17 protein-coding genes, 1 pseudogene and 1 riboswitch are annotated in these 16,543 nt (G+C 65.3%); of the genes and pseudogenes, 9 read left to right on the forward strand and 9 right to left on the reverse strand.

What is annotated here, in order from left to right; translation table 11 throughout:
• Positions 1–66: 66 nt before the first annotated feature.
• A riboswitch (Fluoride riboswitch) is annotated at positions 67–128 on the reverse strand.
• A gap of 350 nt (positions 129–478) precedes the next feature.
• The 7 genes and pseudogenes from H587_RS0116170 to H587_RS0116195 all read left to right on the forward strand — a co-directional run bounded on the left by H587_RS0116170 (position 479) and on the right by H587_RS0116195 (position 5,828).
• Positions 479–1,471, forward strand: coding sequence for a hypothetical protein (locus H587_RS0116170; RefSeq protein WP_027177115.1), 993 nt, complete (start codon positions 479–481; stop codon positions 1,469–1,471).
• An 86-nt stretch (positions 1,472–1,557) separates the two neighbouring features.
• The gene (locus H587_RS0116175) at positions 1,558–2,016 is read left to right on the forward strand and encodes a HEPN family nuclease (protein ID WP_027177116.1); all 459 of its coding nucleotides are present in this window, start codon (positions 1,558–1,560) and stop codon (positions 2,014–2,016) included.
• Positions 2,017–2,128: 112 nt separating this feature from the next.
• Entirely contained in the window at positions 2,129–2,326 is a 198-nt protein-coding gene (locus tag H587_RS0116180; protein WP_027177117.1) for a YodC family protein, read from the forward strand.
• Positions 2,323–2,592, forward strand: coding sequence for a DUF6953 family protein (locus H587_RS20395; RefSeq protein ID WP_084630965.1), 270 nt, complete (start codon positions 2,323–2,325; stop codon positions 2,590–2,592). The genes H587_RS0116180 and H587_RS20395 overlap by 4 nt, the downstream gene beginning before the upstream one ends.
• A 291-nt stretch (positions 2,593–2,883) precedes the next feature.
• Positions 2,884–3,734 (forward strand): annotated as a pseudogene (locus H587_RS19300) (zinc metalloprotease HtpX).
• Position 3,735: 1 nt separating this feature from the next.
• On the forward strand, positions 3,736–5,079 hold the full coding sequence (locus tag H587_RS0116190; RefSeq protein ID WP_027177118.1) for a trypsin-like peptidase domain-containing protein: 1,344 nt from the start codon (positions 3,736–3,738) through the stop codon (positions 5,077–5,079).
• A 149-nt stretch (positions 5,080–5,228) separates the two neighbouring features.
• Entirely contained in the window at positions 5,229–5,828 is a 600-nt protein-coding gene (locus H587_RS0116195) for an XTP/dITP diphosphatase (RefSeq protein WP_027177119.1), read from the forward strand.
• Positions 5,829–5,953: 125 nt separating this feature from the next.
• Here the strand turns inward: H587_RS0116195 and H587_RS19305 are convergent, their stop codons facing one another.
• Together H587_RS19305 and H587_RS0116205 are read right to left on the reverse strand one after the other, a co-directional pair.
• Complete coding sequence (locus tag H587_RS19305) at positions 5,954–7,123, reverse strand: diguanylate cyclase (RefSeq protein ID WP_051203078.1); 1,170 nt, start codon at positions 7,121–7,123, stop codon at positions 5,954–5,956.
• A gap of 254 nt (positions 7,124–7,377) precedes the next feature.
• Positions 7,378–9,108: a diguanylate cyclase domain-containing protein gene (locus tag H587_RS0116205; RefSeq protein ID WP_027177120.1), complete on the reverse strand. Its 1,731-nt coding sequence runs from the start codon at positions 9,106–9,108 to the stop codon at positions 7,378–7,380.
• A gap of 215 nt (positions 9,109–9,323) precedes the next feature.
• Between H587_RS0116205 and glmS the strand changes: the two genes are divergently transcribed.
• Together glmS and H587_RS0116215 are read left to right on the forward strand one after the other, a co-directional pair.
• Positions 9,324–11,147: a glutamine--fructose-6-phosphate transaminase (isomerizing) gene (gene glmS / locus H587_RS0116210; protein WP_027177121.1), complete on the forward strand. Its 1,824-nt coding sequence runs from the start codon at positions 9,324–9,326 to the stop codon at positions 11,145–11,147.
• 188 nt (positions 11,148–11,335) lie between these two features.
• Positions 11,336–12,457 (forward strand): BMP family ABC transporter substrate-binding protein, encoded by a 1,122-nt coding sequence (locus tag H587_RS0116215; RefSeq protein WP_027177122.1) that lies wholly within the window; start codon positions 11,336–11,338, stop codon positions 12,455–12,457.
• Here H587_RS0116215 and H587_RS0116220 read toward each other — a convergent pair.
• The 7 genes from H587_RS0116220 to H587_RS19310 all read right to left on the reverse strand — a co-directional run.
• Positions 12,454–12,855: a hypothetical protein gene (locus tag H587_RS0116220; protein WP_027177123.1), complete on the reverse strand. Its 402-nt coding sequence runs from the start codon at positions 12,853–12,855 to the stop codon at positions 12,454–12,456. The two genes, H587_RS0116215 and H587_RS0116220, sit on opposite strands and share 4 nt — an antisense overlap.
• 112 nt (positions 12,856–12,967) lie before the next feature.
• Positions 12,968–13,540, reverse strand: a complete 573-nt coding sequence (locus H587_RS0116225) for a hypothetical protein (RefSeq protein WP_027177124.1) — start codon at positions 13,538–13,540, stop codon at positions 12,968–12,970.
• Between the two features lie 178 nt (positions 13,541–13,718).
• Positions 13,719–14,120 carry a tlde1 domain-containing protein gene (locus H587_RS20400; RefSeq protein ID WP_084630971.1) on the reverse strand — a complete coding sequence of 134 codons (402 nt, stop codon included), beginning with the start codon at positions 14,118–14,120 and terminating at the stop codon, positions 13,719–13,721.
• A 27-nt stretch (positions 14,121–14,147) separates the two neighbouring features.
• The gene (locus tag H587_RS0116235; RefSeq protein WP_156904605.1) at positions 14,148–14,909 is read right to left on the reverse strand and encodes a hypothetical protein; all 762 of its coding nucleotides are present in this window, start codon (positions 14,907–14,909) and stop codon (positions 14,148–14,150) included.
• Positions 14,896–15,393, reverse strand: a complete 498-nt coding sequence (locus tag H587_RS20405) for a tlde1 domain-containing protein (protein WP_169432799.1) — start codon at positions 15,391–15,393, stop codon at positions 14,896–14,898. The genes H587_RS0116235 and H587_RS20405 overlap by 14 nt, the downstream gene beginning before the upstream one ends.
• A 116-nt stretch (positions 15,394–15,509) precedes the next feature.
• Complete coding sequence (locus H587_RS0116240; protein WP_027177127.1) at positions 15,510–15,959, reverse strand: hypothetical protein; 450 nt, start codon at positions 15,957–15,959, stop codon at positions 15,510–15,512.
• A gap of 2 nt (positions 15,960–15,961) precedes the next feature.
• On the reverse strand, positions 15,962–16,543 hold a 582-nt coding region (locus H587_RS19310), incomplete at its 5' end, for a M15 family metallopeptidase (RefSeq protein ID WP_034609804.1).

Consider the following 16,543-nt stretch of genomic DNA (forward strand, 5'->3'; position numbering starts at 1 on the left):
CCTGAAAACAAAAAACCACGCCCGGCGGCGTGGTCCGTCTTCCGCACGCACTCCCGCCGCATTCCCCATCCGGCAGGAGTCATCGGCATCACGAGCGGTTCAAGGGGGACTCCATCCCCTGCCCCGCCCTTCTAGCCCGGGGCCGGGAGGGGGTCAATGGAGGGGGGAGGATTGAACAGGCCCAATTGAGAGACGGGATCGGAAAAAAAACGGCCGGGGGACGACTCTACGACTTATTTTGTTTGGAACGGACTCTGTAGAATATATATTAAAATGCCGACACCCGCCCTCTTTGCACCTGCCGACCCTGGTCAGATTAAAACGATCCCGCGCCAGCCCGCTGAAAGAGGCAGCGGAAATTATCCTTGTATCCAAGAAATCGGGTGTGGTACAAGCCAGCCATTATTTACGATCGCGTTCGCGACCGGGAGAATCTGGCGTGCGGATCAATCTAATTATTACTCAATGAATTGAAGCGATGATCCAGTTTCTAGCCGACAACATCGACCAACTCGACCTCGCTCTCGACCAGCTTGCGATTGCCGATCGAAATTTTGATCGGTTTGCGTTCATGCTCATCGACAACGTCGTGGAGCTGACTCTACACAAATTCGCTCAGGATAAAGCTGGTGAGAACGAGATGTGGGGACGCTGGGGGGAGCCCAAGCACGACCAAAAAGTAATTAAAGAAGCTCTGAGTCAGAATTTCGATTGTAAGGTCAAGGCTGCTGGCAAACTTGGTCTGTTGAATAAGGCGATTTCCGAGTCAATTCTCAATCTTCACAGCTATAGGAACACTGCCTATCACAAGGGCCTTCGGCACGAAGGAATCCTGCATTCTCTTGCATTGTTCTATTTCAGAAACGCTTGTACGTTACTGGCAGCGTATGAGCCTGTGTGGTGGTCATGGAGCAGTTCCGACAAACCTTCCCACCGTGCCCAAAAATACCTAGGTGATCCCAGGCGTGGCGATTACAGAAAAGTCTTTGAGTTCGCCTATGCCAGGCTTGATAGTGTGGCCGCATCCATGCATGAAGATCTTGTCGGAGACCTATCCGAAGACCTCTCCAAGACCATCGACTCCATAGACGAAACCATTGACTTCTTGGTTGACGGTGGGCCGAAGAAAAAAAATCGCGACGACGTAATCATCGATTGTCAGGTATGGCCGTTTGCATTTACAGATGACGCAAAAGCATATGCCAAGGCAAATGGTTGCAAAGAAACAACGGTTGGCGGATTTCTCGATTGGATTACCAAGAACTATCCCTGGCCGCTGAGGAAGGATCCAGTCTCTGGCTGGCGTAAGCGGCTTGCCACACTCCGGCGCGAGAAAAATCGCCATAACGTCTTAAAGATATACTGCGATTTCATGCGACAAACGGAGAAGATTCGCGCACAAATTGTGGAGGCAGCTGCACAGCTTGATGCATATATACAGCAACAAATCGACGTTGCCCGTGGAAAGTAGCCATCTAGCAACCGGTTGCAGCGGGCGATCCGCTGCGCGGCCCGCCATTGAACCGGAGCGTTAGCAGGCCAAGACGGAGGTGCGGGATGGAGTACCGAGATGTGGTCAGGGATTTCGCTGAGCGTACGAAGAAGAATCTGGAGACCATAGATCGCCTCCGAGACTTGGGCGAGGAAGTTTATGAGACTACTCAGCTCATCAACTCCATGCTGGGCCTTCTGGTCTTTCCGCGCGAGGAGTTTGTCGACCGAATCCCGCAGATACCCTTCGCTGATCTCGCGCGTGCGGGGTGGCCCACGCCAAACGTGCGTAATAGATTCCCTCAAGCTCGTGACCTTCGCCAACTCATTCGGTATTTGAGGAACGCCATTGCACATTTCAACCTCGAATTCCTTTCAGACGGGGAACATCAGATCAGCGGTCTCCGCGTCTGGAATACCAGGCCGGGAAGCAGAGTAACGACTTGGGATGCCGAGTTATCGCTGGATGATCTCCGCAACATTGCTGAGCGTTTCACGAGCCTCCTACTTGCGGAGGCCGTCTAACAGCCCCCTGCTGCCGACGAGCGGCGGGGGGTACGGCAGAGTGATGGATTGTGCACCGTTCGCGGCTGAGCGGCATGGCGTTAAGCTTTGGATCAATCAACAAGGAGGACGTATGGTTATCAAAACGAAGTACAAGGTCGGTGACATCGTACAACTCCGCTCAGGAGGACCAGAAATGACTGTTAAAGAAATTCCAGATAATGATTTGTTCAGCAACTACTACATCTGCCAGTGGTTTGCTGGAAAGAAGCTGGCGAGTGGGAACTTCCAAGAAGAATCTTTGGAGCCTGTAAATCTGGAATCTAAATGACCACGCTGCAATCAGTTATTGAGTGGATGCATGGCAAGATCAGTCGAGACGGCTGCCTTTACCAAGATGATGTTGTTGATCATCTCGTCAAGACCAAGCAAGAAGCACTGCTTCGTGAGAATGCTGACGGCAACTTGGTCCTCGGAAAGGCGCTATTAGAAGCTTTCCGCAAGGCCACGGCGGATGAAATCGTATGGGTAAAACCAGATTTCTACTGGCGGCCTCGTGTACGAGAAGATGAACCTGGCCGTGAAGCGCGCGGATGACTCCAAATCCTAACAATTCGTTCAAGTCGATGCCGCTTCGCGGCTTAAAATGGGTCTAACCCACAGGCTGCACCACAAACGGCCCAAATGAGGTAAAAACCGCAGAAGTCGGACGGTATATTCCCCAGGGATTTCCGCTAGTTTTGTGATTGGTGCGCTTCGGGACTCTCCCCTTCGGCACCAGCCGATGCGCTTTTCGTTTTCCCTCCCGCCTAGCTTCCCCCCTCCCTTGACTCCGGCCCCCGGCTGGCTATCTTTTCCGGGCGTTCCAAAAGACCCGGAGGTCGTTGCGTGACCAGTCAATTGAAGACCTTTTTCCTCCTCGCCCTGCTCACGGGCCTGATCCTCTTCCTCGGCCAGCTCATGGGCGGCCGGACCGGCCTCGTCATCGCCTTCGGTTTCGCCCTGGTGATGAACTTCGTGAGCTACTGGTACTCGGACAAGATCGTCCTCTCCATGTACCGCGCCCGGCCCCTGGCCCCGGAGGACGCCCCGGCCCTGCACTCCATGCTGGCCGAGATGTCCGCCCGCGCGGGCATCCCCACGCCCCGGCTCTACCTCGTGCCCCAGGAGGCCCCCAACGCCTTCGCCACCGGCCGCAACCGCAGAACGCCGTGGTCGCCGTCACCGAGGGCCTGCTGCGCCTGCTCCCGCCCGAGGAGATCAAGGGCGTCATCGGCCACGAGCTGGGCCACATCGCCCACCGCGACATCCTCATCCAGTCCGTGGCCGCCGTGCTCGCCTCGGCGATCATGATGCTGGCCAACATGATGCAATGGGCCGCGATCTTCGGCATGGGCCGGAGCAGCGACGAGGAGGGCGGCGGCAACCCCCTGGCCGCCCTGGCCGTGGCCATCATCGCGCCCCTGGCCGCCACGCTCATCCAGATGGGCATCTCCCGCTCCCGCGAGTACCTGGCCGACGCGGCCGGGGCCGAATACTCCGGCTCCCCGCTCTCCCTGGCCCAGGCCCTGGCCCGACTGCACAACACCTCCCTGGAGGTGCCCATGCGGGCCAACCCGGCCACGGAAAACATGTTCATCGTCAGCCCGCTCTCGGGACGCCGCGTGGGCAACTGGTTCTCCACCCACCCGCCGGTGGAGGAGCGCATCGCCCGCCTGCGCAAAATGGCCGGGAGGTAGCATGCGCCGCACCACCCTCCCCGCCCTTGTGGCGGCGGCCCTGGTCCTGGCCCTGGCCCTTCCGGCCCGCGCCGACGACCCGCGCCGCACCCCGGTAGTCCTGGCCGTGGAGCGCGTGAGCCCGGCGGTCGTGAACATCACCACCTCGCGCGTGGTCCAGGCCGTGCCCGACCCCTTCGGCGGCGCGTTCTCCGGCCCGGCCTACGAACGCTTCCTGCGCGAGTTCGGCATCGAACGCATGCCGCGCAAGGCCCAGAGCCTGGGCTCCGGCGTCATCATCGACGGCGCGCGCGGCTTCGTCCTGACCAACGCCCACGTCATCAACGGGGCCACCGAGATCAGCGTGCGGCTCAAGGACGGCCGCGAACTGGCCGCCCAGGTCAAGGGCTCGGACCCGGACCGCGATCTGGCCGTGCTCCAGGTGGAGCGCGCGGGCTCCCTGCCCCAGGCCGAGATGGGCGACTCCACGGACCTGCTCATCGGCGAAACCGTGATCGCCATCGGCAACCCCTACGGCTTCACCCACACCGTGACCACCGGCGTGATCTCCGCCGTGGGCCGCTCCGTGGGCACCAGCGACGAGGTGCTCAGCGACCTGATCCAGACCGACACGGCCATCAACCCCGGCAACTCCGGCGGCCCGCTGCTGAACATCCTGGGCCAGGTCATCGGCATCAACACCGCCATCCACGCCGAGGCCTCGGGCATCGGCTTCGCCATTCCCATCAACAAGGCCAAGCGCGTGGTGGCCGAGCTCATCAACCAGGGCCACGTCACCCCGGTCTGGCTCGGGCTCTTCGGCCAGGATCTGGACCAGCCCACGGCCAGCTACCTGGGCCTCAAGTCCCCGCGCGGCCTGCTCGTCACGGACCTGCACGCGGGCGGACCGGCCCAGCGCGCGGGCCTGGCCCCCGGCGACGTGATCCTGACCCTGAACGGCCGGGGCGTGGACGACCGCGACCACTTCCTGAGCCTCATGCTCGACGTGGGCCCGGGCGACTCCGTGCGTCTCGGCGTGTCGCGCCAGGGCCGGGAAACGACCCTCCAGGCCAAGGCCCAGGCCCTGGACGACGCCGCGGTGGCCGCGCTGGTGGACGAACACTGGGGCTTCGCCGCCGACCAGCGCCGTCCGCGCACCGGCATCCTCGTGGGCCGCGTGGCCCCCAACGGACCCGCCGCGCGCATCGGGCTCAAGCCCGGCGACATCCTGCACCAGATCGGCAACCAAAGCCTGGAGACCCCGGACGACCTGGCCCGGGCCTTCACCCGCTACCACCTGCACAACACCCTGCTCCTCTCCGTGCAGCGCGGCCGCGCCCTCTACCACGTGCGCATGGCCCTCTAGCCGGCTTCGCCGGTTTTCAGAAAGGCAAAAAGACGGGAGCTTCTTGGCTGTTCCATGAACCGGCGAAGCCGGGAAGCCGGGGGGGGTTTACAGGGAGGCGGGAAGATGGGAATTTCTGGCGTTCCAAACCAGAGCGGGAGTTGGCGGACATGGACGTGATCGTGCTGGCCACGCGCAACGCGGGCAAGATTCGGGAGTTTTCGGCCCTCATGGCCGGGCTGGGGATCGAGGTGAAGGGCCTGGGCGACTTCCCGGACGTCGAGGACGTCGAGGAGACCGGGACCACCTTCGAGGAAAACGCCCTGCTCAAGGCCCGGGCGGTGTCCCAGGCCACGGGCCTGACCGCCGTGGCCGACGACTCGGGCATCTGCGTGGACGCCCTGGGCGGCGCGCCGGGGGTCTATTCCGCGCGCTACGCCGGGGGCCACGGCGACGCCGAGGCCAACAACGCCAAGCTGTTGCTGGAGCTCACGAACGTGCCGGACGAAAAGCGCACGGCGCGGTTCGTCTGCGTGGTGGCGGCGGCGCGGCCGGACGGGGCCACGCTCACCGCGCGCGGGGAGTGGGAGGGCCGGATCACCCACGGCTACGTCGGGAAGTCCGGCTTCGGCTACGACCCGATCTTCTTCGACCCCGAACTGGACATGACCGCGGCCCAGATGACGCCGGAACAGAAGAACGCCCGGTCGCACCGGGGCAAGGCCCTGCAGGCGCTCATGGGGAAGTGGCGGGGATTCGCCCGGGGCTGACCGCGCCGGACCGTCCTGAGAACGCGCGGACGCGGCGCGAAAAAGAAACCGGGGCCACGCGCAGGCGATGCGCGGGGCCCCGATTGTTTTACACAACGCGGCAGGCGCGGATTGTCGAGGGCCCGCTAGTGCGCCTCCATCGAGCGGGGGGCCAGGAACTCCAGGATCATGTCCTGGCGGCGGGAGTCGGGGGCGTCGAAGCCCAGGGCCAGGATGAAGCCGCCGGGCCGTTCCGGGTCCGGGGTCACGCGCAGGGCCCGGCCGCGCAGGGGCATCGACCGCCGGTCGCCGTCGCGCAGCACGATCTCCACTTCCGCCCCCAGGGGCAATCCGCCCGAGGCTTCGCAGAGCATCCCGCCCAGGCTCAGATCCCGGGTGGCGCAGGGGCGTTCCGGCCCGTGGCTCGGGCGCAGCTCCGCGTCCAGGCGCAGCTTGAGCCGGGGGTGGCGGCGAAGGCCTTCGCGGAAGGCGAAGACCATGTTCCGCTCGGCCTTGGCCCGGTAGAGGGCCTTGTCGGCCCGGCGGACGAGGGCCTCGGCGGAATAGGCGTCCTCCGGGAAGGTGGCCACCCCGGCGCTCACCGTGACCGGCCCGTGGTCGCGGCCCTCGAAGAGCACCGGACGCCCGGCCACGGCCAGCCGCACGCGCTCGGCCACGGCCACGGCGTCGTCCTTGCCGGTCTGGGGCAGGAGCAGGACGAACTCCTCGCCGCCCCAGCGCGAGGCCTGGTCCATGACCCGACAGGTCTCCAGCATGGCCTGGGCCACGCCGCGCAGCGCCTCGTCCCCGGCCTGGTGGCCGTGGGCGTCGTTGAAGTCCTTGAAGCGGTCCAGGTCGAGCATGACCACGGAAAAGGGCTGGCCGAAGCGGCGGAAGCGCTCCACCTCGCGCTCCAGCTCCTGGTTCAGGCGGCGGCGGTTGGACAGGCCGGTGAGTTCGTCGGTGAGGGCCAGCTCTTCCTGGCGGCGCAAAAGCCGCAGTTCCACGAGCACGGGATTGCGCACCCTCGGGGCCACGTTGACGAAATAGTCGCAGAGGGCCACCCGCAGGCCCACGTCGCGGCCCAGGGACAGGGCCAGGGCCTGGCGGTGGCGCGCGATGGCCCGCCAGTGCAGCCGCCCCTCCTCCTGGCCGAACTCCAGGCGGGTCAGGGCGTGCAGCAGGTCGGCGCAGGCGGACGGCCCGAGGGCCTCCTCCACCTGCCGCATGGCCTCGGCCTCGGCCGCCGCCCCCCGACCTTCGGCGGCCTCCAGAAAACGCTCGCAGAGCGCCTTGCGCTCGGAAACGGAATCCATCCCCACCCCCGTCCCGGAAACATTGCCGTTCTTATAACGTTACTCCAACGTCACCGTCCGGGCAAGCCCGCGCCGGACGCGCGGCGGGTGGTGGAAATCCTCCTATCAGGCCGTTGGGGAAGTCCTTTTCCGCGGGAGGATCAAAAAACGCACGGCTGGGTGTCACAATAAAATCATGACCCGCGCGCATCCAGTCGCAACGACAGGTTTTTTTCCGAACGGCGCAACGCCGAGCGCGGCCACCCGGAGGCCGGTCAGGCTTCCAGGACGATGTTCGCCAGATGGTTGTCCCGGCCCAGGCGCTTGGCCCGGTACATGGCCCGGTCGGCGTGGCGCAGGAGGTTCTCGCCGTCCTCGCCGTGGCCGGGATAGACGGCCACGCCCATGCTGGCCCGGACCTCCACGGGCGTGTCCTCCACGAGCACGGGTCGGGCGAAGGCCTGGAGCAGCTTCTCGGCGGCGGCCAGGGCGTCTTCCGGGGCCTTGAGGTCCGGCAGGATGACCGTGAACTCGTCGCCGCCCATGCGGGCCACGGTGTCGGTCTGGCGCAGCAGGCCCTGGAGCCGGTGGGCCACGTCGTGAAGCACCTGGTCGCCCGCGTGGTGGCCCAGGTGGTCGTTGACCTCCTTGAAGCGGTCCAGGTCCAGGACCACCAGGGCCAGGAACAGGCCGTGGCGGCGGCAGCGGGCCAGGTCCATGTCCAGGCGCTCGGCGAAGAGCACGCGGTTGGCCAGGCCGGTGAGGGTGTCGTGATAGGCCAGGAAGCGGATCGTCTCCTCGGCTTGGCGCTTCTCGGTCACGTCCTGGACCATGAGCACGTAGCCCACGAGCCCGCCCTGGCCGCGCACGGCCGAGACCCGGGCGTTGACGTGGCGCGCGACCCCGCCCTGGCGGCGGGTGAAGCAGAATTCGTGGGAGCCGTGGTGGCGCACCTCCTCCATGGCCCGGGCGAAACGCTCGGCGTCCAGGGCGATGCCCTCATGCACCCGGTCCAGGCGCTTGCCCAGCACGTCCGAGGACCGGCTGCCCAGGATGCGCCCGGCCGAGGCGCTGTGGTAGACCACGTTGAATTCCGTGTCCGTGGCCACGATGCCCATGTCCATGGCCGTGGACAGGAGGTTGTCCAGGTAGAGGGTCTTCTCCGACAGCTCGCGCGCGGTCCGCTCCAGCTCCACGCCCTGGTCGCGGATGATCTGCTTGAGGGTCTCGATGTACTTGCTCTCCAGCCCGCGCACGAGGTCGGACTGGGTCACGACCCCGGCCAGCCGCCCGCACTCGTCCACCACCACCACTCGGCGGATGCGGCGTTCGCGCATCATTTCGGCGGCCGCGTAGGCCGGGGAGTCCTGGTGCAGGGTGGCCACGGGCGAACTCATGACCCCGGCCACCGGGATCTCCAGATCCGCGGCCTCCAGGGCCAGGCGGGCCACGTCGCGCTCGGTGAGCACCCCCAGGGGCGGGCCGCCGCAGGCCTCGCCCACCACCAGGAAGCTCACCTGGCGCTCGGCCAGGATCTGGGAGGCCCGGCGCAGCGGCGTGGAGCCGTCCACCACGAGCACGGCCCGGCTCATGATCTGGGCCACGGTCTGGACCTTGATGAAGAATTCGTAGCCCAGCTGGTCCACCAGGTCGGACTGGGTCAGCACGCCCAGCGGCGGCCCCCCGGCCTCGGCCACCACCAGGTGGCGGATGTGGCGCTCCAGGAGCAGGGCGAAGGCTTCGTGGATGGTCGCCTGGGGCCGCACCTGGACCGCGCCCGGGCTCATGACCTCGACGATGGGTTCATGCAGGAATTCGTTGCCGCGTCCGGCCACCAGCCGGACCACGTCGCGCTCGGTGAAGATGCCCAGGGCCCGGCCTCCGTCGACCACCACCACGCAGGAAATGCGGCGGTCGCGCATGAGCGCCACGGCCTCTCCGGCCGCCATCCCGGGAGGGACAGCCACCAGCCCCCGCGAAAAGATCTCCCCGACGACCTTCTGCATCTCTCCACCTCCCCCCGGCGGCGTTGCTGGAACACTTTCCCTGATTCCCGGGTACCCCCCGCCCGGGAGCATGTCAATGATGATCCTCGGCAACCCTTGGCAGCAGCCGCTTTCCAGGCGACCGCGATTTGACAAAAAGCGGGAAAACGGCATACTCCAGGCGGCCTCCCGGGAGATTCCGGGACCGGAAACGACAACAAAGGACATCTTCGACCATGTGCGGAATCATCGGATACAGCGGCCACCGTCCCGCCGTGCCCCTCATCGTCGAGGGCCTGCGGCGGCTCGAATACCGTGGATACGACTCGGCGGGCGTGGGATTCGTCCAGGCCGGGGAGCTTTCCGTCATCCGCGCCCCGGGCAAGCTCGGGGAGCTGGAGAAGAAGCTCGCCCGGCAGAACGTGTTCCAGGCCACCGCGGGCATCGGCCACACCCGCTGGGCCACCCACGGCGTGCCCAACGAGGCCAACGCCCACCCCCACCGCGACAACTCCGGCAAGATCGCCCTGATCCACAACGGCATCATCGAGAACTACCTGGAGCTGAAGAAGGAGCTCGCGGCCAAGGGCTACACCTTCTCCTCCCAGACCGACACCGAGGTGCTGGCCAACCTCATCTCCGAGGGCCTCAAGGAGAAGGGCGACCTGACCAAGGCCCTGTCCTGGGCCCTGTCCCGCGCCGACGGCGCCTGGGCCATCGCGGTCATCCACCAGGACATGCCCGGCGTGATCCACGCCGCCCGGCGCTCCAGCCCCCTGGTCATGGGCATCGGCACGGGCGAGAACTTCGTGGCCTCGGACATCCCGGCCTTCCTGCCCTACACCCGCGAGGTGGTCTTCCTGGACGACGGCGACCTCGTGCGCATCGACGCCGACTCCTGGGAGGTCTTCGACGCCGCCACCCTGGCCCCGCGCGAGAAGAAGGTCCAGCACATCGCCTGGGACGTGCAGTCGGCCCAGAAGGGCGGCCACAAGCACTTCATGATCAAGGAGATCTTCGAGCAGCCCAAGGTCATCGCGGACTGCCTGGTCGGCCGCGTGGACCACGAGGCCAACCTCGTGGACCTGCCCGAGATCGAGGCCCTGGGCGTGCCCGAGCGCCTGCACATCGTGGCCTGCGGCACCTCCTTCCACGCCGGGCTCTGGGGCATGTACCTCCTGGAGAAATGGGCCAAGATCCCGGTCCAGGTGGAGATCGCCTCCGAGTTCCGCTACCGGGGGCCCATCCTGGACAAGAAGGGCGTGGTCCTGGCCATCTCCCAGTCCGGCGAGACCGCCGACACCCTGGCGGGCATCCGCTTGGCCAAGGAGCAGGGCCTGCCGGTCATCGGCCTGTGCAACGTGGTCGGCTCCAGCGTGGCCCGCGAGTCGGACTACGTCATGTACACCCAGGCCGGGCCCGAGATCAGCGTGGCCTCCACCAAGGCCATGTGCAGCCAGCTCACCTCCATGCTCCTGCTGGCCCTCTACTGGGGCCGCCGCTCCGGGGCCCTGGATCAGGACACCGCCGCCCGCTGCGTGCGCGAACTGGCCATGCTGCCCCAGCTCCTGGAGAAGGAGCTGCCCGGGATGCGCGAACAGGCACAGCGCCTCTCGCGGCTGCACGCCGAGGCCACGAGCTTCCTCTATCTCGGCCGGGACGCCTGCTATCCCCTGGCCCTGGAGGGCGCGCTCAAGCTCAAGGAGATCTCCTACATCCACGCCGAGGGCTACGCCGCGGGCGAAATGAAGCACGGCCCCATCGCGCTCATCGACCCCAAGTTCCCGACCTTCGCCATGGCCCTGGACGACGAGCTGTTCCCCAAGGTCAAGTCCAACCTCGTGGAGGTCCAGGCGCGCGGCGGCACGATCATCGCCCTGGTCAACCCGGGCCTGGACGCGGGCGTGGACCACTCCTGGGTCCTGCCCAAGGCCTTCGGCCCCCTGAACTCCTTCCTGGCCCTGCCCGCGCTCCAGCTCTTCGCCTACGAGATGGCCGACTACCTGGGCAAGGACGTGGACCAGCCCCGCAACTTGGCCAAGAGCGTGACCGTGGAATAGCCGGCTTCGCCGGATTATGGAAAGACAAAGAGGCTCCCGGATATGAGGCGGGGAGAGGCGACGACCTCTCCCCGCCTTTTCGTAACGCCCCCGCCTTTCCATAAACCCGCCGAAGGCGGTTGACTTTTGGACGGGATCGGGCCCAATAGGCGCATCATCCCCCCTTTTCATCCGCAAAGGAGGCCGCCATGCCCAGGATCGCCCCCCACCGCCGACCGATCCTGCTCCTGCTGGCCTTCTTCTGCCTGTTTTCCGCCGGACCGCGGCCCACGCCCGCCTCGGCCTCCGAGCCCGTGCGCGCGGCCTTCATCCATGTGAAGGACGCGCGGGACCAGGGCTGGACCGCGGCCCACCACCAGGGAGTGGAGGCCATGAAACGCCGCCTGGGCGAGGCCGTGCAGGTGGAGAGCGTCGAAAACGTGGACACCCCGGCCCAGGCCGAAACGGTTCTCCGCGCCCTCGCCGCGCGGGACTTCGACATCATCTTCGCCACCTCCCTGGTCCACGCCGGGGCCACGGAAAAGGTCGCCCGGGAGTATCCGGGAGTGCGCTTCATGCAATGCTCGGGACGGCGCGTGGGGTCCAACCTGGGCGCCTACACCGCCCGCCTGGAACAGGCCGAATATCTGGCGGGCTACGCCGCCGGACTGATGGGCTTCCGCGCCGCGGGCACGGTGGCCACCCTGCCCGAGCCGGAGGTGGTGCGCGGGATCAACGCCTTCACCCTGGGGCTGTTGCGCGGGTTGGCGGAATCCGGCGCGGCCCACGACCCGTCCAGGGTCAACGACGTGCTCTGGCTGGACGCCTGGAGCGACCCGCCGCGCGAATACTCCCTGGCCCTGGACCTGGTGGGCTGGGGCCGCGACCTCGTGCGCCAGATGGGCGACACCCCGGAGTCCTCCCGCGCGGCCTGTTCCAAGAACGTCCCCGCCGTGGGCCGGGGCCTGGACGTGACCGTCCTGGGCGCGCCCTGCGCCCTGACCTCCACGGTCTTCAACTGGTGTCGGGTCTACGAGGCCCAGGTGCGGGCCGTGCGCGAGGGGATCTGGCGGCCGATGCGGCACTCCGGCGGCATCCGGGAAGGCGTGGTGGATCTGGCGCCGTTCGGGAGCTGGGTGCCGTCGGCCGTGCGCGGAAAGGTGCTGGCCGAACGGGCGCGGATGCTCCTGGGCGAAGACCGTTCCTTCGCCGGGCCCGTGACGGATCAGGCCGGAACCGTGCGCATCCCGGCGGGCCGCTCGGCCTCGGCCGAGGAACTCGCCGCCATGGACTGGTTCGTGCGCGGGGTGCGCTGCGCCTCGTTCCGCTAGGCGTTCCCGGACGCCACCTTGATCACGTAGAGCGGCAGCTCGGCCGCCTTGATCGGCTTGTCGCCGCCATGCAGGGCCAGGATCAGGGCGTGGCGGCCCTCCTCGGTCAGGTCCAGGCCCCCCAGCCGGAAATTGAGGCGGTGCAGCCGCGACTGGGCCGCCGGGACGTCCTGCCTGCCCAGCACGCTCTGCGCCCCCGAGGGCGCGCGCAGCCGCAGTTCCACGGCGAAGGCTCCCGAGCCGTCCAGCTCCCAGAGCGAACCGAGCCAGAGCGCGGGCAGGCGCGCGGGCAGCGCCCGGACCTGCACGTGCTCCACCGCGCGGATGAAGGACACGGAGCCGCTTTCGCGGTCCACGATGAGGTCGCCGGAAAGCAGGGCATAGACGAGTCGCGGCATGGTGAGCCTCCTCCCCCCTCCTATCAAATCCCCCCCTCCCGCCGCAACCGGCTTCGCCGGGCTATAGAAAGGCGAAGAGGCTCCCGGCCTTTCTATAAACCGGCGAAGCCGGTCAGTCCCAGACGGTGCGGTGGTCCAGGCGGATGGAGTCCGCCCGGCCGTTTGTGAAGGTGACCTTGATGAACCGGTCGATGTACTGGCCCATCCGCACGTACTTTTCCGGGAAACCACGGGCCAGAACCTCTTCCTTGGAGAAGGACGCATTCCGGGCGGCCCCGTAGTAGAGGACGTTTTCCTCCTCATGCTGCGGCCAGCCCAGGATGGCCTTGACCTCGTCCTTGGTCAGGCCCAGGCGCAGGCCGCTTTTCGTGGCCGCCGCCGCGTTCAAGCCCGGAGTGGGTTGCAATTTACCGGGCTCGGGAAAACTCCCGGGGTCGCGGCGCAACTCCAGGTCAAAGACCCGTTCGCAAGGCCCCGGGCAGTTGTCCACCATCACGAGGAGCACGGTCATGTCGCCCGGGATGCTGGAGACGTAGCCGTAGCGGTCGACGATCTCGCCGGACATGTGGACCTTGGGGGCCGCGCCCAGGACCGCGAAGAGCCGGGCCGCGTCGGCCTGGTCCGGGATCAGGCTTTGATCCCCGGCCGGGCCCAGGTGATCGAGCGTCACCTGGGCCCAGTCCATGATCCGATCAAACGCGGTCTTGCCCTCTTCCGGGGAGAGAGGCTTGGGAGTGCGTCCGCCACCTTGAATCCAAAGGTATCCATCACCGTCTTGTGTGATATAGGCGGCATTTGCATTTATTGTTGCAGTGGAAAGAAAAAAAAGGCCCAGAAGTAAAAACCGGATCGAATGTAACGTCTTATTTTTGGACATGGATGACGGCTCCTTCACTTTTCGCCAACATATCCCGCGTTGGCTTATTGAGAACGATGCACCCTTTGGAGGCGTCGTTGTCCCGGTTGTTTCCGTGAATCAGGAAGCTGTCGGGGTCGCGGCCCATGGCCTTGACCCGCGCGCGGGTCGCCGCGTCTGGTTTCAGGCGGATGACCGGCGGCGCCAATCGCCCTACGTATTCATCGGAATCAACCACTTCGATCGTCCAGTTCCCGCGTGGAATGGGGCCGACATTCTCCTCGCCCTCACGGCCCGGGTCGTTGCGGCCCGCGCCCTTTTCCCCGGGTTTGCCCTTGCCGGAGTAGCCGTTGCCCAGAGGATTCCCATCCTGATCGGTCAGCGTCCCCTTGCTCTGGCTCCAGATCAGGCAGGGGCCTTTCGAGGGCGGAGGCGGTCATTCGATGTTCACGGAGTGAAGCACGTAAAAAGAGACAACCCGGCCCTGGGCGAAGTTGAACCGGATTTCCCGGCCACGTCCGGCAGCGCGGCGCGCCGCTTCCGCGTCGTAGCCCCGAGCCCGGGCTTCCTCCAGAGTGAGAAAGAGCGTCTCGTAAGTGCCATAGCTCAACGTGTTCTCATCCTCGGCATGCGGCCAGCCGAGGATGGCCTTGACCTCGTCCTTGGTCAGGCCCAGGCGCAGGCCGCTTTTCGTGGCCACGGCCGCGTTCACCCCGGCGCAAGGCTGCAGGCCCTTGGCTTCGGGAATCATGCGCGGGTCAGCGAACACGTCCAGCTCGTAGATGCGCCAGGGCGCGCCAGGCATGTCGTCCAGCCGGGCCGTGAGCACGGTATGGTCCCCGGGACGGCTGGAGACGTAGCCGTAGATGGGCACCTCGACCCCGGGCTCGTGCAGGCGCTTCGCCCGGCCCAGGACCGCGAAGAGGCGGTCCCGCACGTCCCGATCCACAGTCAGACTCTGGTTCCCGTCCGGCCCCAGGCCGGTGAAGACGAGATGGGCCGGGTCATTGACCCGCTCGATGGACTCCCTGGCCCGCTCCGGGGACAGCTTGACCGGGGGCTGGCCGCCAGACGAATGCCAATAATAAACACCATTGAGCAAATAGACTCCAGCCGCGAGACATTCCTTGGCCGGAAACGCCAACGCAACGCACAGCGCCACGCACAGCACGAATCTTTTCCCGTCACGGAATGACATGAATGACGCTCCCATCCAGCGGAATCAATGATTCGCGCGTTGGTTTGTCCAAAATGATGCATCCCTTCGACGCTTCTCTCCCATCTCTCCGCGCTCCATGAATGAGAAATGAAAACGGTTCACGGTGCAACGCCTTGGCCCTGCGTCTGGTTTCCTCGTCGGCGGGGACGAGACGAAACACCGGCCAGGTCAGATGTTTCTCTTGCGCCTCTTGCTTGGTCAGCAACACCATCCGCCAGTTCCCGCATGAAACAGGGCCGTGGTTGGGTATCCCTTCGCAATCCGGATTGTTCTTGCACTGTCCTTGCCCCGCGTGACCTTTTCCCCAAAGACGATCCTTTTCATCTATCAGGGTTCCTTTGCTCTGCGACCAAAACAACGGAGGCTTTTCTGCGGATGGCGGAGGAAGCTTCTTTTCATCCTCACCCTGCTCCCCGCCGGTTCCTCCAGGGAAGACATTCCCCTCGTTCGGCCAATCCGGCAACTCCGGCGTGTTCTCCAGCCGCGCCTTTCCCCGGCCGGCTTCGCCGGTTTCCAGAAAGGCGGAAAGCCGGGAGTCTCTTTGGCTTTCCGTAGACCGGCGAAGCCGGACGAAGGGGGTCAGTGAACGACGCGCTTATCCCAGTAGCTGGCGCGGCGGGGCAGGTCGACTTCGTCCCGCGCGCCCTTGGCATGGGTGAACACGCCGTGGATTCCCTTTTTCGTGATCGTGCCCCGAAATACGCTCCCCGCGCCATACTCGTCGTCAGGAAGCGCGAATTCAACACCGTCCTTCCCGCACCGCACGTCCACGATCACCGGATTGAGCGGCGCGCCCATGGCCTGCTGGAAGATGCCGATCAAGGGCGCATCGTCATCTGTCCGCTCCTCGCCGATGACGATCTTGATCTCCTCGCCCAGCAGGTCGCCCGCCTCCTGGTGAAAGTACATGTTCGAGAAGGTTCCGAGACAATCCGGCTCGTCGTCGGTCTTCTCTCCGGCGAAGACGCTGGAGGAAAACGCCATGACGAACAACAAGATGAGATGAAAAGGCATAACCCGACGCGACATGTTTACCTCGGCGGTTTTTCGTATGCTTCCTGAGCCCGCTTGATGAATTCGGAACGATCGTTTCCGGGATTTGGAACTTCCCGATAAAAATGGACGTTGTCTTTCTGGGTCTTGAAATCCCCGCCCCAGGCGATGCCGACTTTTTTCGCGTTCTGTACAACGCGCACTCTTTCCGTGGGTGTCAGCTTGTCCCAGCTGATATCCACAGCGCGTCCAGCTTCATGCAGGCTGTTGCCGGGAGTCGCGACAGGGTTTTCATTCGGCTTGTCCTTGATCTCTTTTTGCTTGTTCGTAGTGCGGAATCCCTGTGTATAAATGACGCTTATCCCATCCTGGCGATTGAGTTCCTCGAACCTGCGCAGTCGTTCCGTGAACTCCACATCCAGCAGCGTGTTTTTTTTCAGTCCTCTGAGCTTAACCGGTTGGAGCCGTCCCAACGCGGGCATTTCACCCGGCCAACCAGGCACATCAAGCCCGTTCGGCCAGTCGGGCAGCTCCAGCGTGTTCTCCAGCCGCGCCTTTGCCCGGTACTCGCCGGCTGCGCCGGTTTCCAGAAAGGCGAGAGCCTCTTGGCCGTTCTGTAG

The organism is Desulfovibrio aminophilus DSM 12254 (genome assembly GCF_000422565.1).
GTDB classification, from domain to species: Bacteria; Desulfobacterota; Desulfovibrionia; order Desulfovibrionales; family Desulfovibrionaceae; genus Aminidesulfovibrio; species Aminidesulfovibrio aminophilus.